At 58.9% G+C, this 24,393-nt stretch carries 20 protein-coding genes; 7 read left to right on the top strand and 13 right to left on the bottom strand.

Features of this window, described 5'->3' with window-relative positions; all coding sequences use genetic code 11:
* Positions 1 to 5: 5 nt before the first annotated feature.
* The 8 genes from BMS17_RS09645 to yaaA form a co-directional block, all read right to left on the bottom strand.
* Positions 6 to 1,454: an alginate O-acetyltransferase gene (locus BMS17_RS09645; protein WP_077430843.1), complete on the bottom strand. Its 1,449-nt coding sequence runs from the start codon at positions 1,452 to 1,454 to the stop codon at positions 6 to 8.
* A gap of 10 nt (positions 1,455 to 1,464) precedes the next feature.
* Positions 1,465 to 3,054: a mannuronan 5-epimerase AlgG gene (algG, locus tag BMS17_RS09640; RefSeq protein ID WP_077430842.1), complete on the bottom strand. Its 1,590-nt coding sequence runs from the start codon at positions 3,052 to 3,054 to the stop codon at positions 1,465 to 1,467.
* Positions 3,055 to 3,080: 26 nt separating this feature from the next.
* Entirely contained in the window at positions 3,081 to 4,568 is a 1,488-nt protein-coding gene (locus BMS17_RS09635) for an alginate export family protein (RefSeq protein WP_077430841.1), read from the bottom strand.
* Entirely contained in the window at positions 4,565 to 6,076 is a 1,512-nt protein-coding gene (gene algK, locus BMS17_RS09630) for an alginate biosynthesis TPR repeat lipoprotein AlgK (RefSeq protein ID WP_077430840.1), read from the bottom strand. The genes BMS17_RS09635 and algK overlap by 4 nt, the downstream gene beginning before the upstream one ends.
* A gap of 9 nt (positions 6,077 to 6,085) precedes the next feature.
* Positions 6,086 to 7,255 (bottom strand): alginate biosynthesis protein Alg44, encoded by a 1,170-nt coding sequence (locus tag BMS17_RS09625; protein WP_046028942.1) that lies wholly within the window; start codon positions 7,253 to 7,255, stop codon positions 6,086 to 6,088.
* Between the two features lie 36 nt (positions 7,256 to 7,291).
* Positions 7,292 to 8,773 (bottom strand): mannuronan synthase, encoded by a 1,482-nt coding sequence (gene alg8, locus BMS17_RS09620; protein ID WP_077430839.1) that lies wholly within the window; start codon positions 8,771 to 8,773, stop codon positions 7,292 to 7,294.
* 151 nt (positions 8,774 to 8,924) lie between these two features.
* Positions 8,925 to 10,241 (bottom strand): nucleotide sugar dehydrogenase, encoded by a 1,317-nt coding sequence (locus tag BMS17_RS09615; protein WP_046028946.1) that lies wholly within the window; start codon positions 10,239 to 10,241, stop codon positions 8,925 to 8,927.
* An 825-nt stretch (positions 10,242 to 11,066) separates the two neighbouring features.
* Positions 11,067 to 11,846: a peroxide stress protein YaaA gene (gene yaaA / locus BMS17_RS09610; RefSeq protein WP_027924847.1), complete on the bottom strand. Its 780-nt coding sequence runs from the start codon at positions 11,844 to 11,846 to the stop codon at positions 11,067 to 11,069.
* Positions 11,847 to 12,058: 212 nt separating this feature from the next.
* Between yaaA and BMS17_RS09605 the strand changes: the two genes are divergently transcribed.
* The 6 genes from BMS17_RS09605 to BMS17_RS09575 all read left to right on the top strand — a co-directional run bounded on the left by BMS17_RS09605 (position 12,059) and on the right by BMS17_RS09575 (position 17,402).
* On the top strand, positions 12,059 to 13,183 hold the full coding sequence (locus tag BMS17_RS09605) for a polysaccharide deacetylase family protein (protein WP_077430838.1): 1,125 nt from the start codon (positions 12,059 to 12,061) through the stop codon (positions 13,181 to 13,183).
* A 335-nt stretch (positions 13,184 to 13,518) separates the two neighbouring features.
* Entirely contained in the window at positions 13,519 to 14,913 is a 1,395-nt protein-coding gene (locus tag BMS17_RS09600) for a PhoH family protein (RefSeq protein WP_046028950.1), read from the top strand.
* Between the two features lie 237 nt (positions 14,914 to 15,150).
* Complete coding sequence (gene moaC / locus BMS17_RS09595; protein ID WP_077430837.1) at positions 15,151 to 15,624, top strand: cyclic pyranopterin monophosphate synthase MoaC; 474 nt, start codon at positions 15,151 to 15,153, stop codon at positions 15,622 to 15,624.
* Positions 15,621 to 15,863: a molybdopterin converting factor subunit 1 gene (gene moaD, locus BMS17_RS09590; RefSeq protein ID WP_077430836.1), complete on the top strand. Its 243-nt coding sequence runs from the start codon at positions 15,621 to 15,623 to the stop codon at positions 15,861 to 15,863. The genes moaC and moaD overlap by 4 nt, the downstream gene beginning before the upstream one ends.
* A gap of 3 nt (positions 15,864 to 15,866) precedes the next feature.
* On the top strand, positions 15,867 to 16,319 hold the full coding sequence (gene moaE / locus BMS17_RS09585) for a molybdopterin synthase catalytic subunit MoaE (protein WP_046028957.1): 453 nt from the start codon (positions 15,867 to 15,869) through the stop codon (positions 16,317 to 16,319).
* Positions 16,320 to 16,625: 306 nt separating this feature from the next.
* Complete coding sequence (locus BMS17_RS09575; RefSeq protein ID WP_077430834.1) at positions 16,626 to 17,402, top strand: ABC transporter substrate-binding protein; 777 nt, start codon at positions 16,626 to 16,628, stop codon at positions 17,400 to 17,402.
* A gap of 124 nt (positions 17,403 to 17,526) precedes the next feature.
* On the opposite strand, the gene BMS17_RS09570 is transcribed toward BMS17_RS09575, so the two are convergent.
* The 5 genes from BMS17_RS09570 to BMS17_RS09550 form a co-directional block, all read right to left on the bottom strand.
* On the bottom strand, positions 17,527 to 18,153 hold the full coding sequence (locus BMS17_RS09570; protein ID WP_077430833.1) for a transcriptional regulator: 627 nt from the start codon (positions 18,151 to 18,153) through the stop codon (positions 17,527 to 17,529).
* Positions 18,154 to 18,242: 89 nt separating this feature from the next.
* Positions 18,243 to 19,370: an FAD-binding oxidoreductase gene (locus BMS17_RS09565; protein WP_046028964.1), complete on the bottom strand. Its 1,128-nt coding sequence runs from the start codon at positions 19,368 to 19,370 to the stop codon at positions 18,243 to 18,245.
* A gap of 143 nt (positions 19,371 to 19,513) precedes the next feature.
* Positions 19,514 to 20,461: an ornithine cyclodeaminase family protein gene (locus BMS17_RS09560; RefSeq protein WP_077430832.1), complete on the bottom strand. Its 948-nt coding sequence runs from the start codon at positions 20,459 to 20,461 to the stop codon at positions 19,514 to 19,516.
* A gap of 138 nt (positions 20,462 to 20,599) precedes the next feature.
* Entirely contained in the window at positions 20,600 to 22,087 is a 1,488-nt protein-coding gene (rhlB, locus tag BMS17_RS09555) for an ATP-dependent RNA helicase RhlB (RefSeq protein ID WP_077430831.1), read from the bottom strand.
* Between the two features lie 96 nt (positions 22,088 to 22,183).
* Positions 22,184 to 22,840: an alpha/beta hydrolase gene (locus tag BMS17_RS09550; RefSeq protein WP_077430830.1), complete on the bottom strand. Its 657-nt coding sequence runs from the start codon at positions 22,838 to 22,840 to the stop codon at positions 22,184 to 22,186.
* Positions 22,841 to 23,309: 469 nt separating this feature from the next.
* On the opposite strand from BMS17_RS09550, the gene BMS17_RS09545 reads away from it, so the two are divergent.
* Positions 23,310 to 24,341 carry an amino acid ABC transporter substrate-binding protein gene (locus BMS17_RS09545; RefSeq protein WP_046028970.1) on the top strand — a complete coding sequence of 344 codons (1,032 nt, stop codon included), beginning with the start codon at positions 23,310 to 23,312 and terminating at the stop codon, positions 24,339 to 24,341.
* Positions 24,342 to 24,393 lie beyond the last annotated feature (52 nt).

The raw sequence follows: 24,393 nt of genomic DNA, 5'->3' as shown, positions 1-24,393 counted from the left end.
AGACCTCATTGCCCGACCGAAGCAGTACGCTGCTCGGCACTCGGGAACACGTTGCGTTTGCAGATTTTCGCTTCGACTTTTTGTGGTGCGGCACCGGCTTCAGGGCCTTGGACTTCAACGGCCAGCAAGTTCTGCGAGGCCCAGTCTTCGTCCGTGCGCAACTCAAAGGCGAAACGCCCGTCGGTGTCGGAGGTTTCCGGTTTATCGATCTTGATGTCCTCGTGGCGACCGTTCATGTACCAGAGGGTGGCGTGCAGGGTTTTCACCGATGGATCGGCGAAGCGGATGTCGACCTGGTGACTGCTGTTTTGCAGGTTCAGGTTCTTGCTGTTGACCATCAATTCGTTCTTGCCCGGTTTCAGCGTGGCACTACCGGACATCTGTGCATCCTTGCCTTCGCAACCGTTGTCCAGCAGCGCCATCATCTGGCGGTAGATGGTTTCCTGGTCGAGGCGATAGAGCGGCGAGAATTCCCAGATCAGGATTTTCGGCGGCTTGGTCTGGAACTCTTCGCTGCCCAGGTATTGCAGCATCGAACCTTCCAGGCCACCGCCAGGGAACGCCACGTTGAGGATGTCGGCGCCGATGGCCTCTTCGAGGAAACCGGCGAAGTTGTAGTTCTTGCCACTGTGACTGGTGCCGACCAGGGTAATTTCCGGGTTGCCGGCATCACTGAACAGGTCGCCGTCGGCGGCTTCGCCCTTGGGCTCGGTGGTGAACTGATCCATGTACTGGATCGCGTAGCTGGTGCCACAAAGTTGACCGGCCATGTTGTGTAACGTTCCGGTCTTGCCCATGCGACCCGACCTGTGGGTCTCGAATTCACGCTTGGGAATGCCGGCGAAGGCCGGAATCTGCTTGACCTTTTCGGCGACGATTTTCGCCGTGCGCTGGGCGCCATACGGTGTCCAGTGCTGGTCGCCGCGGAAGTAGAAATCGTGGGCCGGCAAGGTATCGGGCAGTGATTCGTTGGTCAGCGGCGAAAGGTCCGGCACCACGTAACCCATGGCGGCGAAACGACCGAGCATGCCCTTGTAGTTCTTCAGCGCCTTGTCGAAATCGTACTTGGCTTTTTCTTCCGGGTTGAGCTTGTTGCGGTTCACCAGGCCACGGGTCGGCTGGTAGACGACGACCAGTTCAACGCCTTTGCTCTTGAACGCATCGTGCAGCTCTTTCATGCGTTTGTAGCCGGCGGGGGTGGTGTCGAATTCGGTGCGCAAGTCTTCTTGCGTACGGAACAGCCAGTCGCCCTGAGCCTGCACCAGGGTGGTGAAGTTTTGTTGATAACGCGTGGTGTAATTCTTCGCGTCATGGGCTTCGGGGCACAGGTTGCAGCACGGATCAGCCGTGAATTTTGGTGCCTGGGCTTCATCGGCGCGAACACCGCCGCTGGCCGCGAGAATGCCGGCGGTCAGGGCCGACAGGCTGAGTAATTTGATCAAGTGTGGGTGCATAAAATAATCCTCAGTCCCGCATTTCGGTCTGGCGTTCGACAGGGTCGATCAGCACGGCTTTCTGCTGGCGCACCAGCAGGTCGAGAATTTCATCCTGACGCTCGCCGAGAATGCCGCTGAAGCTGATGCCGCTGGCTTTGGTCGGAGAGAGCATGGACACGCGATACAACTCGACGCTCAACGGCGAGTCGATGGACAGCGGGCCGCTGCCGTTGCCGGCCAGTTCACCGCCGACCACGATCAAGGACACCTGGGCGTCGAACGGGTCGAGCTTGATGTCCCGATCGGTGTCGCTCAGGTCTTTGATGTGGCCGTAGACGCCGGTCAGGCCGTTGGCCATGGACAGGTTTTCGTAGAGGCGAATGTTCACGCTGTTACGAATGCGGATGCCGTGGCGTTTGTTGCTGATTACCTTGTTGCCGTAGATCAGGTTGTCGGCACTCTCGTAGAGGGTGATGCCGTCGGTGTGGTTCTTGTAGATCTCGTTGTAGGCAATCAGGTTATTCACGCTGTTACGGTCGATCACCAGCCCCGAGAGGTGGTTGTCGTAGCTGCGGTTGTTGAAAATGAAGCTGTCGTTGACCTCACGGGAAATAATGATCCCGTGCTTCTTCTTGGTCCCGTAGACGGTGTTGTCGGCAATGATCAGACCGTGGGAACGGTCGTGCGGGTCGATGCCGTAGACGATGTTGTCTTTGTAGGTGTTGCCCTTGACCACGAAGTCGCGGGTCTCGTAGCAGTAGAAGCCGTACCACATGTCCGAGAACTCGGAACCGACGATCCAGCCGGTCGGTTCAGGGCGCTTAAGGACCTTGGCCATGTTCGGCGTGTATTGGGAAATACTCACGCCATAGGACTTACTGTTGGCGTAGCCGAAGCTGGCGATCTTGCTGTTGGCGATGTAGGTCTCGGTGCCGCCCCAGGACAGCAGGAACGGACGGAATTCCTTCGGCGAAGTGAACGTCGCCGGGCCGTTGTCCTTTTCGCGCCAGCCAGTGATTTTGGTGTCACGCACAAACAGCTGGCCGTCGTTGACCAGGAACGAACCGGCTTCTTGCGACAGGCGCAATTCCTGGGTCTGCTTGTCGATTTCAAGAATGCCGTGACGGCCGACCACGATCGGCAACTTCGCCAGGAACACACCCGGCGAGGTTTCGCTGAAGTACTGCTTGGGCAGTTTCTTCGCCAGGTCCTTGAGGTTCATGTAGCCGTCGTCGACGAAGATTGCCTGCGGGATACCGTGCTGGCGCACCACCCACTCGGCCATCTTGTTGTCACCGCCGATGAAGTCCTTCAGGGCGTCTTCCTGCATCATCCGGCGCACGCTGATTTTGCCGGCCTTGCTGCGCACGATCTTCGCGGCAATGGCTTCGGCGGTGTAACCGGACAGGTCCGGCAGTTTTGGTTTGGCCAGTTCCAGCGGCGCGGTCGGCGCGCTGCTGACGGTGTAGGTCTTGGCTTGTTGCAAACCTTTGGCAAGGGTCGCCGGGTGTCCTTTCTGGACGGGTGTGACCGGCTCCACATTGGCGAAGGCAGCCGCACTGGCCAGCAACATCGCGCTGGCCAGCAAGGTGAGCGAACCTCGCTTCGAATTGTTCATGTCGGGCACTCCCTTCGCGGTTCGCATCAGAAGCGCCAGATCACGTCGATAAACGCGCGATGCATGTACGAATCGACTTCCTTGCCGTACGCATCACCCGGCTTGAACACACCACCACGGAAACGCACGAGTGCCGAAGGCTCGTCGATCGACTGGCTCAACGCCGCCGGCAACAGGCCTTGCTTGAAGTACTTGGTCACGACCAGGTCCATTTCCTGACCGAGGTCTTTTTCGCCATCGTTCAGCGGCAGGGAAGTGGTGGAGAGAATCGCGCCGGTAGGGTCGTCGGTGTTGTTCTCGACCGCGTTGATGCCGTTGCTGCCGATCGGCTTGTTGCCGTCGACGCGCCAGAACTTGTGGTAGATCAGGCTGGCGTCGTATTCGTCGTTGAGCATCCACGAACCGAACAGGGTCGCGGTCTGCATGTTCTGCATTTCACCGCGGAAGGCTTCGCCGAAACGGTGAACCCGCGAACGGGTACCGGTGTAGTTCGAGCGGTTGCTTTCCAGGCCGTTCTGTTCGTACTCGGCACTGGCGCGGGCATAGGCGGCACCGACTTGCCATTGCGGATCGAGGCGCAGACGCACGCCGACATCCGTGGCCCAGCCATTGAGGTCTTGACCGCGCTTGGCTTCGGCCGGAGGCGTACCGTTGGCGTTCAGCGGGTTGACCGTGTCGGTGTCGCCGCTCATGCCGGTGATGCTGCCCCAGTAATTGACGGTGTTGGTGTTGCGCCAGTTGTAGGCGTCGCTGTCGGCGGTCAGGCCCAGCCAGCTGATGTCGCCGTTCTGTTTTTTGTCCAGCGAATCGGTGGGTACACCCGGTTGCGGGTAGTCGAGCTTGCCGTCATCGTGGGTGTGATGACCGCGAATGCCGACCCAGTTGCCCGGCGTCCACTGATACTCCGCGTCGGCGTAGACGTGCAGGCGATCCTTGTCTTTGGGGGCCAGTTCCGTGAGGTCGGTGCGGTACTCGCTGAAGCGTTCGGCGACACCGACGTTGGCGCGCAACAGGGTGGTGTCGAAGGTCCAGTTCAGGGCTTCGATGTTGGTGTCGCGCCATTGGCCGTCAGCATTGTGCAGACGTTGGCGACCGAACTTGAGCATCTCGCCCGGATACGGCGTGAGGCCGCTGTAACCGACCCAGAATTCGCGCATCGCCAGGTAGTTTTTCTTGGTCTTGCGATCATCGTTGGTGGTCGGCGTGGTGCCGTCGCCGGCGGTCCCTTGCAAGGTATCCGTCTCGATGATGTCAGTGGCGGTCACGGCCTGGCCCATGGCGTAGGCGCTCCACGCGCCGCTCTCGCCATAGATCCACGGACGCAGGTCGAGGCCGACGCCGTTGACGTCGCCACCGCTCTGGGTGCCCAGGTCGCTGTCGTCTTCGGACTGGCCGGTGACTTTCACTTCGAGGCCGAAGTTTTTGGTTTCAGTGATCGCGGCCAGTGTCGGGCAAGACCAGATCAGCGCGAACGTGAGGCCGATGCCGGCCTTCATGAATGGATTCAACTTCATAGGGATTCCTCGCCGTCTTCTTCTTGCAGGGCATGCAGTTCCAGCGTGTTCTGGCTCAAGGACCCGCGAACGGCCTGTTCTTGTTTCAACAGGCGTTGGGCCTCGGCGAGCTGGGCAGGCGGCAGTTGTGCTTCGAGTGTTTGCGCAAGCTCAGTGGCTTGCGGGGTGTTCTGAGCCTTGGCCAATTGGCTGAAGACATAAGCGTTCAGCGGGTCGGGCCGGGTGCCCTTGCCTTGGGAAAACAGCTGGGCGATGGCAAAGTCGGCGCTGTTCTGACCATTGCGAGCAGCGGTCAGCAAGTGATCCAGGGCCTTCTGCGAATAGACTTTGCCCAGGTAGCCACGGCGGTAGATCTGGCCGAGGTAGTAATCGGCGGCGACTTCGCGGCCGACGGCTTTCTGGAAATGTTCTTCGGCGACCTTGGCGTCGGCCGGGACCATTTTGCCTTCGTAGTAGAGCTTGCCCAGCAACAGTTCGGCGCGCGGCTGGTCGGCGGCGCGACCGTTGTCCAGGTACTTCATCATCTGGTCGAGATCGCCCAGTTCGGGGAAGTCATAGAGCAATTGCGCAAGGGTGACCCACGACGCCGGGTAGCCCGGGGCGATGGGTTCGAGCAGAGACTGCGCGGTTTTCTCGTCGGTTTTGCCCAGGGTCGGGTCCGCGAGTACACGGGCGACGCTGTCCACCCGCTGCGCGGAGACGGTGCCGCGGGCGTGTGCGGCTTGCATCTGCTTGATCAGCTCGGCCTGTTGCTCGGGCTTGGCCTGTTTCTGATAAACCGTGGCCAGTTCGACGTAGCAGATGTCGGTGGTGTTCAGGGCGGCTTTGCAGATGCTGGCGACTTCATCCAGATGTTGGTCGTAGGTGCCTTGAGTGCGGTAGAGCAGCACTTGCGCCAGACCCGCCTCCGGTTTGCCTTCGGCGCGCCATTGGCTGATCTGTTTCTGCGCGTTGATGTTCGGGAAACTGTGCGGGTATTGCAGGTAGAGCATGGCCAGCGGGATCAGCGTATTACCTTCGCCAGCAGCCGAGGCTTTTTTCAGCAGGCCTTCGGCTTCGTGCTGTTCGGCTTCGGTGGAGCCGGGTTTGGCCACCAGCAGGCGACCGAGGCGGGCCTGGGCGCGCGGCGAGACGTCGGCCGCGGCGCGATAAGTCGCCTCGGCTTGCTTGATCTGCGCCGGGTCACGGCTGTCGACCTGGATATCGGCCAGGCCCACTTGCGCCTCGCTGTAGCCCAGGTCGGCCAGTTGTTTGTAGTTCTGCTGAGCCAGCGCCGTGTCGCCGCGCTTGAGGGCTTCGTTGGCCAGACGCTGGTCGGGCAGGCCGGCGCAACCGGCCAGGCTGACTGCCAGCGCCAGCGAGCACACCATATAACCCCTGTGGGAGCGGGCTTGCCCGCGATTCGCTTGACGCGGTTCTTCAGAAACACCGCAGTGATCCCATCGCGGGCAAGCCCGCTCCCACAGGAATCTCGGTGTTCTCAGGAGGCTGATGATAGTCACAGGCATGTCCTCGATTTAAAGACCGGCAGCCATGGCTTTGTCAATCAGCCAGTTCAGGTTCGGGCCACGATCGCTGTTCACTTCGACCGGGCGACCGGCGAGGCTGCTGTCCAGGGCTTCGTCAGGCTGGATCAGTACGCGGATGTCGGATGACAGGTCAGCGCTTTTCAGGCTGGTGCTGCTGACGATTTTGCCGGTGCGGGTTTTGTCTTCGCCGGCGATCTGGAAGCTGACCGGGGTGCCCGGGCGCACGTCGCGGAACTGGCGATAGGAGAAGCGGGCTTCAACGTTGGCTTCGCTGTTGCGTGGCACCAACTGGAAGATCACGTCGCCCTTGCTGGCGTACTGACCGTTGGCAACCAGTTGTTGCGCCACGGTGCAATCGCACGGCGAGGTCAGGGTGCCGGTCATTTGCTTGCCGAACAGTTCTTCAACCTTGGCCGGTTGCAGTTGATCTTCGTCCAGATGACCTTTGAGCACGTCGAGCATGCTGGTGCTGAACGTTGCCAGTGGTGCGCCCTTGGCGGCAACGCCGTCGGCTTTGATCAGGCTTTGCACGGTGCCGTCACGCGGCATGGTGATGTTCATGCCGGGCACGCTGACCAGGCCGGCCTGGGCGTGGCTGACGAAGTACATGCCGTACACCGATTTGAAAATGAAGCCGAACGCCGCCACGCCGACGATGAAAATCCCCAGGCTGAAGGTCACTGCACGCAGACGACCGAACGCGGTCATGCCGTGGCCGCCATCCTTGACCTTGCGCGCCTTGGTGAAGTTGTCGCGCTGCAGGGTCGCCAGCATTTCACCCATGCTGACGATGTCGCCGGCCAGGTGAGAGGTGATCAGGTGACGCAGGGTGGAAATATCGCGCGGCTCCAGGTTCTGGAACTGGCATCCGGTACGACCGGTCTCGCGATCATAAGAGCGGACCTGCAATTCGACGTCCATGGCCAGGCCGAGGTTGTCGATGACGAACTGCAGGCGGGCTTTGTACACATCGCCGGCTTTGAGCGGCAATTGCCCGGCGTTGAACGCCAGGCCACCGGCGGAGAGGTCGATGACGCGGGCTTCAACCGGCGTCCGGTCTGGACCGAAGAAACGCAGCTTGGCCGGAATTTTCACTCGGGCGTGTTGGCGCTGGGCTTCGGATTCATGCACTACATTGGCGTTGACGGCGGTATTCATAGGGGCGATTTCCTGGTTAATTCAATAGAGGGGCGGTCAGACCATCATCAGCAGTACGGCGACAAAAATGCTGCCGGCGGAGAAGGTCATGGTCCGAGACGACCAGGTGTTGAACCAACGTTGAAAGCTGGCGAGATCACGGGTCAGAGAAGTGGGCTGGCGAGTCCAGGACTGTTGGTCGAGGCGGAAGAACACGTAGATCTTCACTAGCGCGCCGACGATCTGGTTGTAATAGAGAATCGCCGGGTAAGCCGGGCCGATCCGGTGACCGGAGAGGGACAGCAGCACGGCCAGGATCAGGCGGGTAATGCCGATCCACAGCAGGTAAACCAGGATGAACGCAGTGCCGTATTTGAAACTGGCAATCAGCGCCACGGTCAGGCCCAGCAAGGACGTCCACATCGACACGCGCTGATCGAACAGCACCACCGACGTGAACAGGCCGAGGCGTTTCATCCCCAGGCCCAGGGCGCGGGAGTTCTGGCGCAGGTTGTTGCCGTACCAGCGGAACATCAGCTTGCGGCTGGCCTTGATGAAGCTCTTTTCCGGCGGGTGTTCCACGGTGTTGATCGCGGCGTCCGGCACGTAGAAGGTGTCGTAGCCCAGGCGCATCAGGCTGAACCAGCTCGACTTGTCGTCACCGGTAAGGAACTTGAAACGGCCCAGGCGCCAGTGTTGCAGCGAGTCGCTTTCCACGTCGGCGATGAATTCCGGGTTGGTGACCACCGTGGCACGGAACACCGACATGCGCCCGGTCATGGTCAATACGCGCTTGGACAGGGCCATCGAGCACATGTTGATGTGGCGCTGGGCGAAACGCAGCTTGTGCCATTCGCTCATGATGTAGCCGCCGCGCACCTCGCAGAACTCGTTGGTGGTCAGGCCGCCGACGTTGCCGAACAGCTGGAACCACGGCACGGTCTTGCGCACCGTGCCTTCGCCGAGCACGGTGTCGCCGTCGATCACGGCCACTACGGCGCGGTCGTCCGGCAAGTGGCGCGAGATGGCGCGGAAACCGTAGGCCAGGCCGTCGCGCTTGCCGGTGCCGGGAATGCGCACGAAGTCGAGCTTGACCCGGGCGGGCGGGTTCATCCGCGACCAGAGGCTTTTGACCAGCAACTCATCGGACATTTCCACGATCGAGCAGACCACGGTGGTCGGCAAGCCGCAGTCAATAGCTTCGCGGATCACCGAGTTGTAGACCTGCGCGGTGGTCAACGCGTCGATACGGAAACTGGTGACCATCAAAAATACATGGGAAGGGTCTGCCGCTTTGCCCAGCTTGCGCACTTTGCGCCGCAGGTGCGGGTAGACCACGTACAGGAACAGCATGCCGCGCAGAAAGTGCGTGGCACCCATCGAGTAGCGCCAGATCCCGATGAAGCCGATCAGGAAAATGAAGTCCTTCGACTCGGAGTCGAACGTGGACGCAGGCAACGCCATGGCGATGCCCATCAGTAAACTTAGGTAAAACAGCCAACCGGCGGCCTGAAGCAGGCCGTGCTTTAGCCTGTGCATAATCGGAATCCTAAAGTCAGTTACAAGCCCCGCGCCCCTGTAGGAGTCCGGCTTGCCGGCGATGGCGATCTCAAGTACGTCATCGCCGGCAAGCCGGGCTGCTACAGGTGTTTCATCCGCGAAAGCGCGGTGTCAGAGACGGGATTCCGTATTACCAGCAGATGCCTTCGGTGCGACCGCTGACGCTGGTGGCTTTGGTCATGAAGCCCACCAGGTCGACCACTTGCTTGCCGTGCGGGGCGTTCTGCGCCAGGGCGCGGAATTTCTCGTCACGGTTGCCGAGGATGATCACGTCGGAGTTGTTGATCACGTCGTCGAAGTCGGAGTTGAGCAAGGACGAGACGTGAGGGATTTTCGACTCGATGTAATCCTTGTTCGCGCCGTGGACACGGGCGTATTCGACGTTGCTGTCGTAGATGCTCAGGTCGTAACCCTTGCCGATCAGCATTTCTGCCAGATCCACCAGCGGACTTTCGCGCAGGTCGTCGGTGCCGGCCTTGAAGCTCAGGCCCAGCAGGGCGACTTTGCGTTTGTCGTGGCTGGAAACGATGTCGAAGGCGTTCTGCACCTGGGATTCGTTGCTGCGCATCAGCGAGTTCAGCAGCGGTGCTTCCACGTCCAGGGAACCGGCGCGGTAGGTCAGGGCACGCACGTCTTTTGGCAGGCAAGAGCCGCCGAACGCGAAGCCTGGGCGCATGTAGTACTGGGACAGGTTCAGGGTTTTGTCCTGGCAGACCACTTCCATCACTTCACGACCATCGACGCCGACTGCCTTGGCGATGTTGCCGATTTCGTTGGCGAAGGTGACCTTGGTGGCGTGCCACACGTTGCAGGTGTACTTGATCATCTCGGCAACGGCGATGTCCTTGCGGATGATCGGTGCGTCGAGTTCTTCGTACAGCGATTGCAGAACGTCGCCCGATGCTTTGTCGAACTCGCCGATAACGGTCATTGGCGGCAGGTCGTAGTCGGCGATCGCGGTGCTTTCACGCAGGAACTCAGGGTTCACTGCAACGCCGAAGTCAACGCCGGCTTTTTTGCCGGAGCAATCTTCGAGGATCGGGATCACGACGTTGGCCACGGTGCCCGGCAGTACGGTGCTGCGAACCACGATGGTGTGGCGGGTGGTCTTGTCGCGCAGGACAAAACCGATTTCGCGGCACACGGCTTCGATGTAGTTCAGTTCCAGGTCGCCGTTTTTCTTGCTCGGCGTACCGACGCAGATCATCGACAAGTCGGTGTCACGAATCGCCTCGGCGAAGTTGGTGGTGCCGCGCAGGCGGCCCGTATCGATACCCTTGCGCAGAAGTTCGCCCAGGCCCGGTTCAACGATCGGTGATTTACCAGCGTTGATCATATCGATTTTGTCTTTGGCAACATCGACGCCAACGACGTCATGGCCCCGTGCAGACAGGCAACCGGCACACACTGCGCCGACGTAACCCAAACCAAATATGCTGATGCGCATCGCAATTACCTCACTGTTATCAAGACTGTATTCAACGAGCCATTAGATGGCCGGAGTTAATGGTGTTCAGCGGTCATAGTGCGCTCGAAAGTTCGCCGTGCAGGCGACACAATGCCGTGTGCAGGCATACATAAGTTCCGAGTGTCTAAATAAGTGCACTCAAGATGTGCGTAACTAGGCCTTATTATTATGACGTGCCCTGTTATGCAGCCGATCCTCTGGCCTGAGGACGCTTGTGCAAAGGTCTTGCGCGCTCAATACCAGGCAAAAAGCCCGTAAATCAAGCGGTTGGGTGCTCAGGTGAGCACGTTTATAGGGGCGCTGCCTTGGCCGTGCAGGGGATATTTATGATGCGTATCTCCTGTCCTTTGTGTGTTGTCCAAATAAGTGACTCATGTTCAGAAGTTAATGTGACAACTTCGCTACGTGAATCGCTTGTCTGCGTAAGTTATCTCGTACAAGCACGTTGATAATCGTTACCGGTGGTATGAGCGACGCATTTGGACATAGTTCCAGCCCACTCATCGCGGAATCTGAAATTTCTTGAAATATTGAGAAAGATGGCACTACTTTCATTGTGATGGCACTTGCTGTTTCACCCTTGATACATAGGGTGATAACCGAGTTCGATAGTTTTATGCCACTACCGATAAAAATTTTCAGTGCCACTACTGAAAAAAAAGTTCGAAGTCGAGTGAAACTAAAGTTAAAAAACGAGGTGATGTATTTTTGACGCCAATAAAACGACTGTTCGGGAGGGGATTGTTGGACGATCGGCCGTCGGCGCACGACGAGGTTATGGATGTCGTGCGTCGTCGAGTGGTTCTATTCGGGAGCGTGATCGCGCAGGAACACCAGGTTGTCCGGTTTGGACTGCTCGGCGCTGTAGCGGTAACCCTGAACGTCAAATTGCTTGAGGTCGGCAGGGTTGTTGATGCGCTCTTCAATGACGAAGCGGCTCATCATGCCGCGGGCTTTTTTCGCGTAGAAACTGATGATCTTGTACTGGCCGTTCTTCAGGTCCTTGAAGTCGGTATTGATGATGCGTGCGTTCAGGGCGTTGCGTTTGACGGCCGAGAAGTACTCGTTGGACGCCAGGTTCAGCAGCACGTCATCACCTTGATCGGCCAAGGCTTCGTTCAGCCATTCGCTGATTCGCGTCCCCCAGAAGGCATACAGGTCCTTGCCACGGGCATTGGCCAGTTTGGTGCCCATCTCCAGCCGATACGGTTGCATCAGATCCAGAGGACGCAGCAGGCCATACAGGCCGGACAACATGCGCAGATGCTGTTGGGCGTAGTCGAAATCGGCTTCGCTGAAGGTTTGTGCATTCAGGCCGGTGTACACGTCGCCTTTAAAAGCCAGCAACGCTTGCTTGGCGTTTTCCGGGGTAAACGCTGGCGTCCAGCTTCCGAAACGCGCGGCGTTGAGCCCGCCGATCTTGTCGGAGACGTGCATCAACTCGCTGATTTGCGCCGGTGTCAGATCGCGCAGCTGCATGATCAATTCCTGGGAATGATCGAGGTACTGCGGCTGGGTAAAGCGCTGGGTTGCCGGCGGTGTTTCGTAATCGAGGGTCTTGGCGGGGGAAATCACCATCAGCATGAAGTCGTCTCCTTTAATCGTGGGCGCGATTCTAGGGGGTAGAGCCGGATGACTCCAGCTATCAACGTGATAGGTGCCGGACGGTGATCGTTCCCACGCTCTGCGTGGGAACGATCAATCAAGGTGTAGCCGCTGTCGAGCAACGCGAGGCTGCGCTCTTTTGATCGTCTCGATATATAGTGCGGCGCGGGTTTTGTTATGGAGACATCCCATTGCGTATCGTTTTTATTTTTTCAGCCTGGCTGTTGAGCTTTGGTGCCTTGGCGGCGCCGGGCGATCTGGCGACGTTTGATCGCAGCACCTGGCCTGAAAAGCTCACCAGCCCGACCCTGTTCGACGTAGCGTCGCGGGCCGAAATCCTCATGTTTTCGCGGGTGCTGCTGGCCAGCGAATCGCTGGATGAGCCGGCACTGGCCCAGCGCCTGGGGTTGCGCAAGATCAATCTGGAAGCGGTCAACCAACTGCGCCAGCGTCTGTGGCAGCGCCTGCTGACCAACTACAACTTCGCCCAGCAAAGCTGTGATCAGGATGCTTCGTTCTGTTTCCTGGTCGAGGACATGGAAACCCTGCGCGGGCAAGCGGCCAAATTCCAGGTCAGCGACGAGAGCTACTACATCAAGTGGGCCGAGCCGAGCCGTTTGTTCCACGCACAGTACCTGGACGAGCAACTGCGCAAGGCTGCTCTGTTTCCGCAGACCAGCAGTGAAGTCGATCGTTTTGGCGACTACGAGCGCAACGGCGATGCGATGCATGACCGGTTGTTTTTGCTGACCTTCGACAGCGCGGCCAACGTCGCCCCCGACAACACCGGCTGGGTCGCCGAGTACCTGCGAAAATCGAACATGAGCGGTACGTTCTTCGTCCTCGGCAAGGATATTCAGGCGCGTCTGGCCGAGCGCTCGGTGGCGGGCCTGCAAGCGATGTACTCGCAGCAATGCATCGGTGTGCAGGGCTGGGAGTTCCGCTCCCACAGCCACTGGCAGGATTGGCAGGATTCGGTGCGACGCAGCGTCGAGTTGGTCAAAAGCAAAATGCCGGAAAACTATGTGCCACTGTTTCGTCCGCCCGACGGTCAACGTCGCTCCGATGCCGAAGACTTCTTCAACGCCCAGGGCTTGCAGGTGGCGTTATGGGATATCGATGCACAGGACGGGGCGGGCAAGCTCAAGGGCAACCCCAGTGCGCAGCGCGTGCTGACGCTGATGCTGCTGTGGCGCCACGGCGTGATCAATTTCAATGTGAAGCAGGACGCGGTGAAAACGGCGATGCCCTGGCTCCTTACGCAAACGGCGCAAAGCGGGATCGGTTGGGAGGATTGTCAGGACGCGTTTCGCTGAAAATGGAAAGTGCCCGTAAACATTGGGCTAAAGGCGGTTTTTTGAGGGGTTTCGCAGCAGGCGGACTTCCGACTTTAAACGGGTGGTGGCAGTCCGCCAAGTGCTATTGGTCATTCTGAAAAATAAACTTCAAAAAAACGTCAAAGTGCTTTTTTCTGTCACATGTTTTGGAGTATTACGAAGACAGACCGCCGAAACCTGCAACACAGGTGGCGTCTTCCAAGACCCGTTTGTTTGCAGTCACTTGATTCTCCGCAGGTGAGATTCGGCGGCCACTTCGAGGCGCAGCACCGCCCAGGTATTGCGTCTACTGGCTCCCACAAAGGTGACCGAGTATGGATGATCACGGACGTAGCTCTTCTTCCAACCAGCCAATCCTTTATGTACTCGATACCAACGTATTGATTCACGATCCAAACGCGCTACTCAATTTCGAAGAACACCACGTCGCCATCCCGATGACCGTCCTTGAAGAGCTGGACAAGCTCAAGAGCGGGCATCACAGCGTGGCTGCGGAATGCCGTCAGGCGATTCGCCTGATCGACAAGACGCTGGGCGATGCCAGTCCTGAAGACGTAGAGCTTGGTGTACCGATCCAGCGCGGCAAAAGTGGGCCCAAGGGTTTGCTGTCAATTCTGATGAGCAAGCGCACCGAGCCGAATATCATTCTGCCCGAGCACCTGAACGACAACATCATCATCAACCAGTTGATCGATCTGCACGCGCGCTCGCCCAAGCTGCCTGTCGTGCTGGTCACCAAAGACATCAACATGCGCCTCAAGGCCCGGGCGTGCGGGATCGCGGCCGAGGACTACAGCACCGACCAACTGGTTGACGACGTTTCATTGCTGCCCAACGGCTACCACAACATGACCGGCTCTTTCTGGGACCGTGTGAGCAAGGTTGAAACCCGTCAGGACCATGGCCGCACCTGGCACGAGGTGCAGTTGATCGACAACCTGCCGGCGGTGCACATCAACGAGTTCATCATTGATGAGCAGGGGTTTGTCGGCTGGATCAAGGAAATTGCAGAAGACCGTTTGCTGATCCTCGACCTGCACCAGGAACCGCTGCTGCATCAGGAAGCTTGGGGCCTGAAACCGCGTGACATCTATCAGAGCCTGGCGCTGTATGCCTTGCTCGATCCTGATATCCACCTGGTCAACCTGTCCGGTGCAGCCGGTTCGGGTAAAACCATCCTCGCGCTGGCGGCGGCGATCGAGCAGACCATGGTCAGCAAACGCTATCGCCGAATCATTGCCACTCGTAGCGTGCAGGGCCTGGACCAGGAGATCGGCTTCCTGCCCGGCACCGAAGCGGAAAAAATGGAGCCATGGCTGGGCGCTATCACCGACAACCTCGAAGCCTTGCACATGGATGACGAAAACACCCATGGCAGTGTCGACTACATCCTCAGCAAAGTGCCGTTGCAGTTCAAATCCCTCAACTACATCCGAGGTCGCAGCTTCCAGCAGAGCCTGATTTTGATCGATGAATGCCAGAACCTGACGCCGCACCAGATGAAAACCATCATCACCCGTGCCGGCGCCGGTTCCAAAGTGGTGTGCCTGGGCAACCTGGCGCAAATCGACACCCCTTACCTGTCCGCGACCAGCTCCGGGCTGACCTACCTGACCGAACGCTTCAAAGACTTCCCCAACGGTGTGCACATCACCCTGCAAGGGGTGCCTCGTTCGATTCTGGCCGAATACGCAGAGTCGCATTTGTAACTGCTCAACCCAAACCGGGCGGCCCCCGAAGGTCGCCCGGTTTTTTTATGGATGAATGCAAACCCTGTGGGAGCGTGGCTTGCCCGCGATGCAGACACCGCGGTGCCTCAGGCATAACGCGTTGATCCCATCGCGGGCAAGCCACGCTCCCACAGGGTTCAATATGATCTTGCAATCAAACGTGCGGAAAATTGACCCGCAGGTTTACAATCGACGCTCCTGATCAGGAGTAACCCTGTGCTGACTCATCTCGATTCCCAAGGTCGCGCCAACATGGTCGACGTCACCGAAAAAGCCGTGACGTTCCGTGAAGCGACGGCCCAAGCGCTGGTGCGCATGCTGCCCGAAACGTTGCAGATGATCGTCAGTGGCGGTCATCCCAAAGGGGATGTGTTTGCCGTGGCGCGTATTGCCGGCATTCAGGCGGCGAAGAAAACCAGCGATCTGATTCCTCTGTGCCATCCGCTGATGCTGACTGGGGTCAAAGTCGAACTCAGTGCCGAAGGCGACGATACCGTGCGCATCGTTGCGCGCTGCAAATTGTCCGGGCAGACCGGCGTCGAGATGGAAGCGCTGACCGCCGCCAGCGTGGCAGCCCTGACTATCTATGACATGTGCAAGGCTGTGGATCGCGGCATGACCATCGAAAGCGTGCGACTGCTGGAGAAGGTCGGCGGCAAGAGCGGTCATTTCCAGGCGGATCCATCATGAACGTCACCGTGAAGTTTTTTGCTCGTTACCGTGAAGCGCTCGGTGTGGACTCGGTAAGGGTTCAAGGCGATTTCGCTACGGTTGATGACGTGCGCGCGCTGCTGGCCCAACGTGACGGCGCCGATGTATTGAGCGAGCAGAACTTGATGTGCGCCCGCAACGAAGACCTGTGCCAGCTCGACGAACCTGTCAGCGATGGCGATGAAGTGGCGTTTTTTCCGACCGTGACCGGGGGCTGAGCCATGGCGATTCGCGTGCAGCCTGCGCCGTTCGATCCGGGTGCCGAAGTCAACGCCATGCATGCTGCCAATGTGGGCGTGGGCGCGGTGGTGAGTTTTGTCGGCTACGTGCGCGACTTTAATGACGGCCTCGATGTGGCCGGGATGTTTCTTGAACACTACCCGGGCATGACCGAAAAAGCGCTTGGCAAAATTGCCATCGAAGCCGAGCAACGCTGGCCGCTGTTGAAGCTGGAAGTGTTGCACCGCATCGGTGCCCTGGAGCCGGGGGAGCCGATCGTCTTCGTTGGTGCCGCCAGCGCCCATCGTCAGGCCGCCTTCGATGCCTGTGCCTTTGTCATGGATTACCTGAAAACCCGCGCGCCGTTCTGGAAAAAGGAAAACACCAGCGACGGCCCGCGTTGGGTGGAAGGGCGTGACAGCGATCATGCGGCGGCGGATCGCTGGAAGCAGTAGATCCCGCAGCGTTCCCCCGTCAGTCATCGCGGGCAAGCCCGCTCCCACAATGATGTTCAGTGAGCGCAAAGTTTGCGTACGACACAGAAACTGTGGGAGCGGGCTTGCCCGCGATGGCGTCATCAATAACACCGGAATTCTCGCTGACTCGCCTCCCGACCATCGGCCGGTGCGAGGTGCGCGCGCCCGATTGACGATTTGTACATTAAAGTCCAGTATGGAAATATAAGTACAAAAAAGATATTTCCCTGTTTCAGCTCTTTCCTCTGTCTTGCCAAACCAACAACAACCTGCGAGAGAACGAACATGAAGAAACTCCCCCTCATTACCGGTCTGGCGCTGAGCCTGTTGGCGTGCAGCTCGCTGTTCGCCGCTGATAAAACCCTGCGCATCGGTATCGAAGCCGCCTATCCGCCGTTCGCTTCCAAAACCGACAAAGGCGAGATCGTCGGTTTCGACTACGACATCGGTAATGCCCTGTGCGCGCAGATGAAGGTCAAATGTGTGTGGGTCGAAGGTGAGTTCGACGGTCTGATTCCTTCTCTGAAGGTGAAGAAAATCGACATGGCCCTGTCGTCCATGACCATTAACGAAGACCGCAAGAAGTCGGTGGATTTCACCCACAAGTATTACTTCACTTCCTCGCGTCTGGTCATGAAGGACGGCGCTGTAGTGGATGACCAGTACGCCAGCCTCAAGGGCAAGACTGTCGGCGTGCAGCGGGCAACCACCACCGACCGATATGCCACCGAGGTGTTTGAACCCAAGGGCATCAACGTCAAGCGCTATGGCAACAACGAAGAAATCTACATGGACCTGGCCGCCGGTCGTCTCGATGCCATTTTTGCCGACACCATTCCCCTCAATGACTTCCTGATGATGCCGCGCGGCAAAGGCTATGCGTTTGTCGGGCCAGAGTTGAAGGACCCGAAATACGTTGGCGAGGGTGCGGGGATCGCGGTGCGCAAGGGCAATGGTGAACTGGTCAGTGAGCTGAACACTGCCATTGATGGTATTCGTGCCAGTGGCGAATATCAGAAGATTTCCGACAAGTACTTCAAGTCCGATATCTACGGCGACTGATCAATCGCTTTCGCGGGCGAGCCCGCTCCCACAGGTTCAGTGATGCACATGTATGTTGTGCACGACTCGAACATTGTGGGAGCGGGCTTGCCCGCGATTGGGCCGGAGCAATCACTGCAAATCTTCAGCCCTTCAATTCCTTCAAATGCTTGTAAACCGTCGCCCGTCCCATGTTCAGCACATTGGCCACATAGTTCGAAGCACTCTTGCCCTTGAAGGCGCCTTCGGCGTGCAGCGCCAGCACCAGTTCGCGTTTGTGATCGCGCGTCAGCAGGTTAAGGCTCAACTGACGTTCGCGCAGCCAGGCGTGCAGGAAGGTATTGATCCGCTCCTGCCAGTCATCTCGAAACAGTGAATCCGGTTGCGGGATCAATTTGGTCGGCGACAGGAATAGATCGAGCGCCGCTTTTGCATTTTCGAACAGCGAGATGTTCAGGTTGACGCACAGCACCGCGATCGGGTGACCTTCAGCGTCGCGCAATACCGTGCTCAAACTGCGAATCTTCTGACCGTCCCAATTAAGCTTTTCGTAAGGGCCGATGTTGGTTTCGCTGACATCGTCGCTGAGCATGTCCTCCAGCGCGGCGTCATCGCCGATTTCGCGTTTTGACAGATTGTTGGCGATGTAGTCGATCTTTTGCGTGCGCAGGTCATGCAGCACCACCTCGGCATGAGGAAAAAACAGCGTGGCGATGGCATCGGCGATCGCTCGGTAATTGTCCAGCGCCGGGTCTTTTTCAGGTGCGTTCATACAGTGGAGCTCCAGGCAGCGTCAGCGCCCTGCAAAAAGGGCGCGTGAAGTTTGCCGCAATCGTGTCGACACGTCACCTGAGCAGGTGATCAGCCCAGGCGAGCGGGGGAGAGCATGCCGGCGTCCAGCCCGAAACGGCTGAGTGGCTCCGGCAAGGCTTCGCCGCGCACCAATGCTGCGCTGGCCTGGCCCATGGCGGGTGACGTCTGAATGCCATAACCGCCTTGTGCAGCGACCCAGAACAGCCCTGGCACTGTCGGGTCGAAGCCGGAGAGCAAATCACCGTCGGGTACGAAGCTGCGCAGGCCAGCCCAGGTGCGGGTCGGACGGCGAATGGTCAAGGTGGTGGCTTCTTCGATCTGGTAGATGCCCATCGCGATGTCCAACTCCTCGGGCTGCACGTCGTGCGGCTCTACCGGGTCGGCATTGGCGGGCGAACCGAGGAACATCCCCGCGTCGGGTTTCATGTAGAACGATTCATCGAGGCTGACCAGCATCGGCCAATGGTGGATGTCCACGCCGTCGGGGCCGGCGAAGATGAAAGCGGCACGTCGTTTCGGTTGCAGGCCCAGCGGCCGGGCGCCGGCCAGTGCACCGATTTTGTCGGCCCAGGCACCGGCGGCATTGATGATGACGGGGGCGCTGAAGGTCTGGCCGTTAGTGGTTACCTGCCACATCCCTTCGGCGTTCCGGGCCAGGCCTAGCACTTCGGTGTCGGTCAGGACTTCGCCTTTGTTGCGTCGAATGCCGCGCAAGTACCCCTGATGCAGGGCGTCGGTGTCGATGTCGCTGGCGGTGGGGTCGTAGATCGCGCCATGGACTTTTTCCCGGCGCAGAATCGGCAGTCGCGCGCAGGCTTCGTCGGCGCTGAGCAGTTGCATCTCAGGTACGGTGGCTTTGGCGCTGAGGTATTGATTGTTCAATTCAGTGGGATCGCCGGTGAAATCCACGGTCATCTCGCCCCGTGGTGTCAATAATGGGTGTTCGCAGAAACCGGGCGGTGGTGCGTCGAAGAAGTCGCGGCTGGCCTGGGTCAGTGCGCGAACCTGGGGAGTGCCGTAGGCGGCGGTGTACAGCGCAGCGGAACGTCCGGTGGAGTGATAGGCCGGGTGCGATTCGCGTTCGAGCACAATCACCCTGGCTTGCTGCGAGAGCCAAAAACCGGTGGAAGCCCCGGCAATCCCGCCGCCGATGATGATGAAGTCTGCCTGGCTCATGAACGTCTCCTGATGGGGCGCAAATGCCATTGAAATAGAGGAAACCTGTGGGAGCCGGGCTTGCCCGCGATTGCATCACCGCGTGTGCCTGGCAGCGTGCGGCGTCTGCATCGCGGGCAAGCCCGCTCCCACAGGGTCAGGTGTTAGCGCTGCAATTGGTAAATGGCATTGGCCAGCGCGATGTCTTCCAGGCCCAGGCCGATGGAGCGGAAGAACACATGCCGGCTGTAATCAGGACGCTGTACCTTTTCGCTCAGCAAGTCAGGCAAGTCGCCGACAATCGCCTGCTTGTCCCAGCCATGTTGCTCGCCGGCAATCAGCATTTCGCCGGCCGACCCTGGTGTGGTCACACGGTAGTCGCAGAACACCTGCATGTCATTGAGGCTCTGCGGCGGGACTTCGTGGGCGCGTGGGGCATTGGTGCTGATGGAGGTGATCAGCGCCGGTTTACTCAAGCTTGACGGGTCGATCACCGGCCCTGCGGACGAGGTGCACAGCATGATCACGTCGGCGTCCCCGGTGGCCGCTTCGCGACTGTCGACGATGACCAGGCGTGGGTCGAGACTGTTGAGGTGCGCCAATACTTCGGGTTGCTTGTCGCTCAGACTTGGCGAATACAGCGTGATGCTCTGCCAGTCGCGCAGGTCTTTGACGTAGTGCAGGTGTGCCTGGGCAACTTTGCCGCTGCCGATGATCGCCAGACGCCGAGCCTTTAAAGGGGCGAGTGCATCGACCGCCACGGCGGTGGTGGCGGCCGTGCGTGCGGTGGTCAATTCACCGGCATCGCAAAGGAGTAGCGGCTGGCCGGTCTGCATCGACATCAGCAGGGTCCACGCGGTCACCAGCGGGCCTTGTTCGCGGACGATGTACGGTGAGGTTTTAACCCCGTAGACACCGTCTTGCGCCAGTACGCCGAGGTAGTTGATGAAATCGCCCGCGCCCTGAGGGAATTCCACCAGTTGCTGTGCCGGTTGCACCGCTTGCCCGGCAGCCAGGTCGCGGAACAGCTTGCGCAGGATTTGCGGCACATCGACCCTGGCCAGCAGCTCGCGAGCCTGAGGCTGGGTGATCACATAAGGCGTACTGGACATGGTCGGCTCCGGACACTGAACTAAACTAATTTGTCCATTATGGACTTTTAGTTGTATCGGGCAAGCTCCTGTTGAAAAAACCAGACGAAAAAAAAGCGCAGTCCGTTGCCGGCTGCGCCTCTTTCTTCAAGTGCCCGGTTATGGGCGCTTGCGCTCAACCGCCCGCAACAGATGCGTCGGTGGTGTTTCACAGCTGATCTTGCGACCCAGCAGCGCCTCGATGGACGGTAACTGGTAGGAGTCGTCCTCCCCGGCAAAACTGATGGACACGCCATCAGCGCCCGCCCGACCGGTACGGCCGATGCGGTGCACGTAGTCGTCCGGGACTTCCGGCAGGGTGAAGTTGATCACGTGGCTGATGCCGTCGATGTGAATGCCGCGACCGGCCACATCAGTGGCGACCAGAACGCGGATCTTGCCTTCGCGGAAACCTTCCAGGGTCTTGATGCGCTTGTGCTGCGGTACATCGCCAGACAGTTGCGCGGCGTTGACGCCATCACGCACCAGGCGCTCTTCAATGCGTCGCACTTCATCCTTGCGGTTGGCGAAGACCATCACCCGCTCCCAACCGTTGTCGTTGACCAGGTTGTAGAGCAATTTGTATTTGTCGGCACCGGCAACGGCGTAGATGTGCTGCTCTACGTTTTCGCTGGCCACATTCTGCGCTTCGATCTCGACGATCGACGGGTCGGTGGTCCATTGCTTGGCGAGGTTCATCACGTCTTCGGTAAAGGTTGCGGAGAACAGCAGCGTTTGACGCTCGTTCTTCGGCGGCGTCTGGCGAATGATTTGACGCACTTGCGGGATGAAACCCATGTCGAGCATGCGGTCGGCTTCGTCCAGCACCATGACTTCGACCATGTCCAGGTGCACGTCGCCGCGCTGGTTGAAGTCGAGCAAGCGGCCCGGGGTGGCGACGAGGATGTCGCAGTGGCGGGCTTCGAGGTGCTTGAGTTGCTTGTCGAAGTCCATGCCACCGACAAACGTCATGACGTTGAGGCCGGTGTATTTGGTCAGGTCCGCTGCGTCTTTGGCGATCTGCACCACCAGTTCGCGGGTTGGCGCAATGATCAGCGCCCGCGGCTCACCCATGTAGCGCTCTTTCGGCGGCGGGGTTTGCAGCAGTTGGGTGATGATCGAAATCAGGAACGCCGCGGTTTTGCCGGTGCCGGTCTGGGCGCGACCGATGGCGTCTTTGCCCGCCAGGGTAAAGCCAAGCACCTGCGCCTGAATGGGCGTGCAGTACGGAAAGCCAAGGTCCTGGATGGCGTGCATCAGTTCCGGGGCGAGTTTGAAATCGTGGAAGCGGGTTTTGCCTTCCTGGGGTTCGACGACGAAATCTTCGAGTTTCCAGGGAATGACAGAGGCTTTTGGCTTGGGTTCGCGACGCGGTTTTGCCGGTTTTGGCGCTTCGCTACGCGGCTGCTCATCGGCAGTCGCCGGGGCAGAGGGAGTGGCCGGTGTGGTCATCGGCTCGTGTTTCGGTGCCGCTACGGTTGCGGTCCGGCCAGGCTGATTACCGTCGGTGCGGTGGCTGGGAGTATGAGACGGAGCGCTGGGAACTGGCGCGAGCTGCTCAGCCTCGCTTTTACCGAACATTTTCTTGAGTGCTTTGAGCACGGTCATCTCATCAATTGGTTAAGGAATGTACGCCGGCCAGTGTAATGCAAGAATCGGGCGCGGCGTAGTGGGATGATCAAAGGGCGGTATTTCACCTGAACGTTAACGCAAACGCTCTGTAAGCCAGGTGCCGATGTCGCGAATCTCCTCGGGTAACACTTCGTGACCCATTGGGTACTCTTGCCATGTCACGGTGACACCACGCTGCTTCAAATGCTCATAGGCAGAGCGGCCCATGGCGTTTTGCACCACGTCATCGTATTGACCGTGCAACGACAGCACGGGAATGCGTTGCTGGCTGGCTGAAAGCTCAAGCTGATCGCTGAACGTCGGGGCATAAGTGGAGAGGGCAAGTACGCCACCCAATGGCCCCTGCCATTTCAAGAATGCGGTGTGCAACACCACGGCACCGCCCTGGGAAAAGCCTGCCAGGAAAATCCGCGAGGCGTCTATTCCGCTGGCTCGTTGTGCTTCTATCAATTTAATGACCTTGTCCGCCGATGCTTCCAGTTGATCACGATTGATCGCGCGCGCTGGGCTCATGGCCAATATGTCGTACCAGCTCGGCATCTCGTAGCCGCCGTTAATGGTGACGGCACAGGTCGGCGCCTGGGGCAAAACGAATCGGGTGCTCAGCAGGGTTTCCTGCAACGCTTCCGCCACCGGCAGGAAGTCGTAACGGTCGGCACCCAGGCCGTGAAGCCATATAACGCAGGCGTCTGCGGCCTTCACGGGTTCAAGGATAAGGGGCTCGGTCATGGCTGCTCCATAGTTGTGCGCGCGCTCTCATTGAGTGCGAGATCCGGGTGCGCGTCTGGTTGATCAGTTAACAAGATGTCGCAAGGCTACAAGTTTTGCTATTGACCTGTCGCATAAACGCTTCAGCAGGCGGTCTGGTACGGGCCTTGCTATGGGAAAACCTGCACGAACAATCCCACGCCTGTCGGTAACACTATCAGGCCATTGTTGGTGGTGGGATAGCAAAGAATCCGGTGATGGATGTTCGCCAGTGGCCGTTACGGGCTTAGCGAGCGTGAAAGGGCTACAGCCCGTTCGGCCGATTGGTGAGAAGTGAGTAATCCATGATGTGGGTTTTCTCCTACTAGACTCATAGCGCAGGTCCTTACGTCGGTTGACCCTAAAAAAAATCAACAGGGGTCAATTACGCCTCAAAAGGGTGCGGCAGGACTCAAGCTCCGACACAACAAGAGCAAAACTGGAGGTTTGAATGAAGATGTTGAAATCCACCCTGGCCATCGTGACTGCAGCCGCAGTACTCGGTGTCAGCGGGTTCGCTCAGGCGGGTGCAACCCTGGATGCAGTGCAGAAGAAAGGTTTCGTACAGTGCGGTGTAAGTGACGGTCTGCCGGGTTTCTCGGTTCCGGACTCCACTGGCAAGATCGTTGGTATCGATGCTGACTATTGCCGTGCTGTGGCCGCTGCCGTTTTCGGCGACGCGACCAAAGTGAAGTTCAGCCAGTTGAACGCCAAAGAGCGCTTCACTGCGCTGCAGTCGGGCGAAATCGACATCCTGTCGCGCAACACCACCATGACCAGCTCTCGTGACGCGGGCATGGGCCTGAAATTCCCTGGCTTCATCACTTACTACGACGGCATCGGCTTCCTGGTTAACAACAAGCTGGGCGTCAAGAGTGCCAAAGAACTGGACGGTGCAACCATCTGCATCCAGGCCGGTACCACCACCGAGCTGAACGTTTCCGACTACTTCCGCGGCAACGGTCTGAAATACACCCCGATCACGTTCGACACCTCTGACGAAAGCGCCAAGTCGCTCGAGTCCGGTCGTTGCGACGTACTGACCTCCGACAAGTCTCAGCTGTTCGCCCAGCGCAGCAAGCTGGCCTCGCCGAAGGACTACGTGGTTCTGCCGGAAACCATTTCCAAAGAACCTCTGGGCCCTGTCGTGCGTAACGGCGACGACGAATGGCTGGCCATTGTGCGCTGGACTGGCTACGCCATGCTCAACGCTGAAGAAGCCGGTATCACTTCGAAAAACGTCGAAGCTGAAGCCAAAGGCACCAAGAACCCGGACGTTGCTCGTCTGCTGGGCACCGACGGTGAATACGGCAAAGACCTGAAAGTGAAAAAAGACTGGGTCGTCCAGATCGTCAAGCAAGTCGGTAACTATGGCGAAGTGTTCGAGAAGAACCTCGGCAAGAACACTCCGCTGGAAATCGACCGCGGGCTGAACGCTCTGTGGAACGCTGGCGGCATTCAATACGCACCACCAGTGCGCTGATGGTTCTATCACCCGGTGGGCCAACCACCGGGTGATGTTCTGTTCCATTACA

This window comes from Pseudomonas sp. C9, assembly GCF_002000165.1.
Taxonomy (GTDB): Bacteria; Pseudomonadota; Gammaproteobacteria; order Pseudomonadales; family Pseudomonadaceae; genus Aquipseudomonas.
Note: the sequence above shows the minus strand (reverse complement) of the source record. Positions and strands in the feature narration are given on the sequence as shown.

Bases quoted from the DNA above. Each gene is read 5' to 3' on its own strand.
- rhlB (WP_077430831.1), bottom strand. From the start codon at position 22,087: ATGACCGTGCTCAAAGCACTCAAGAAAATGTTCGGTAAAAGCGAGGCT.
- moaE (WP_046028957.1), top strand. From the start codon at position 15,867: ATGGCGATTCGCGTGCAGCCTGCGCCGTTCGATCCGGGTGCCGAAGTC.
- BMS17_RS09570 (WP_077430833.1), bottom strand. From the start codon at position 18,153: ATGAACGCACCTGAAAAAGACCCGGCGCTGGACAATTACCGAGCGATC.
- BMS17_RS09625 (WP_046028942.1), bottom strand. From the start codon at position 7,255: ATGAATACCGCCGTCAACGCCAATGTAGTGCATGAATCCGAAGCCCAG.
- BMS17_RS09600 (WP_046028950.1), top strand. From the start codon at position 13,519: ATGGATGATCACGGACGTAGCTCTTCTTCCAACCAGCCAATCCTTTAT.
- BMS17_RS09550 (WP_077430830.1), bottom strand. From the start codon at position 22,840: ATGACCGAGCCCCTTATCCTTGAACCCGTGAAGGCCGCAGACGCCTGC.
- BMS17_RS09565 (WP_046028964.1), bottom strand. From the start codon at position 19,370: ATGAGCCAGGCAGACTTCATCATCATCGGCGGCGGGATTGCCGGGGCT.
- BMS17_RS09615 (WP_046028946.1), bottom strand. From the start codon at position 10,241: ATGCGCATCAGCATATTTGGTTTGGGTTACGTCGGCGCAGTGTGTGCC.
- yaaA (WP_027924847.1), bottom strand. From the start codon at position 11,846: ATGCTGATGGTGATTTCCCCCGCCAAGACCCTCGATTACGAAACACCG.
- BMS17_RS09645 (WP_077430843.1), bottom strand. From the start codon at position 1,454: ATGCACCCACACTTGATCAAATTACTCAGCCTGTCGGCCCTGACCGCC.
- algG (WP_077430842.1), bottom strand. From the start codon at position 3,054: ATGAACAATTCGAAGCGAGGTTCGCTCACCTTGCTGGCCAGCGCGATG.
- BMS17_RS09560 (WP_077430832.1), bottom strand. From the start codon at position 20,461: ATGTCCAGTACGCCTTATGTGATCACCCAGCCTCAGGCTCGCGAGCTG.
- BMS17_RS09575 (WP_077430834.1), top strand. From the start codon at position 16,626: ATGAAGAAACTCCCCCTCATTACCGGTCTGGCGCTGAGCCTGTTGGCG.
- moaD (WP_077430836.1), top strand. From the start codon at position 15,621: ATGAACGTCACCGTGAAGTTTTTTGCTCGTTACCGTGAAGCGCTCGGT.
- BMS17_RS09635 (WP_077430841.1), bottom strand. From the start codon at position 4,568: ATGAAGTTGAATCCATTCATGAAGGCCGGCATCGGCCTCACGTTCGCG.
- algK (WP_077430840.1), bottom strand. From the start codon at position 6,076: ATGCCTGTGACTATCATCAGCCTCCTGAGAACACCGAGATTCCTGTGG.
- BMS17_RS09545 (WP_046028970.1), top strand. From the start codon at position 23,310: ATGAAGATGTTGAAATCCACCCTGGCCATCGTGACTGCAGCCGCAGTA.
- alg8 (WP_077430839.1), bottom strand. From the start codon at position 8,773: ATGCACAGGCTAAAGCACGGCCTGCTTCAGGCCGCCGGTTGGCTGTTT.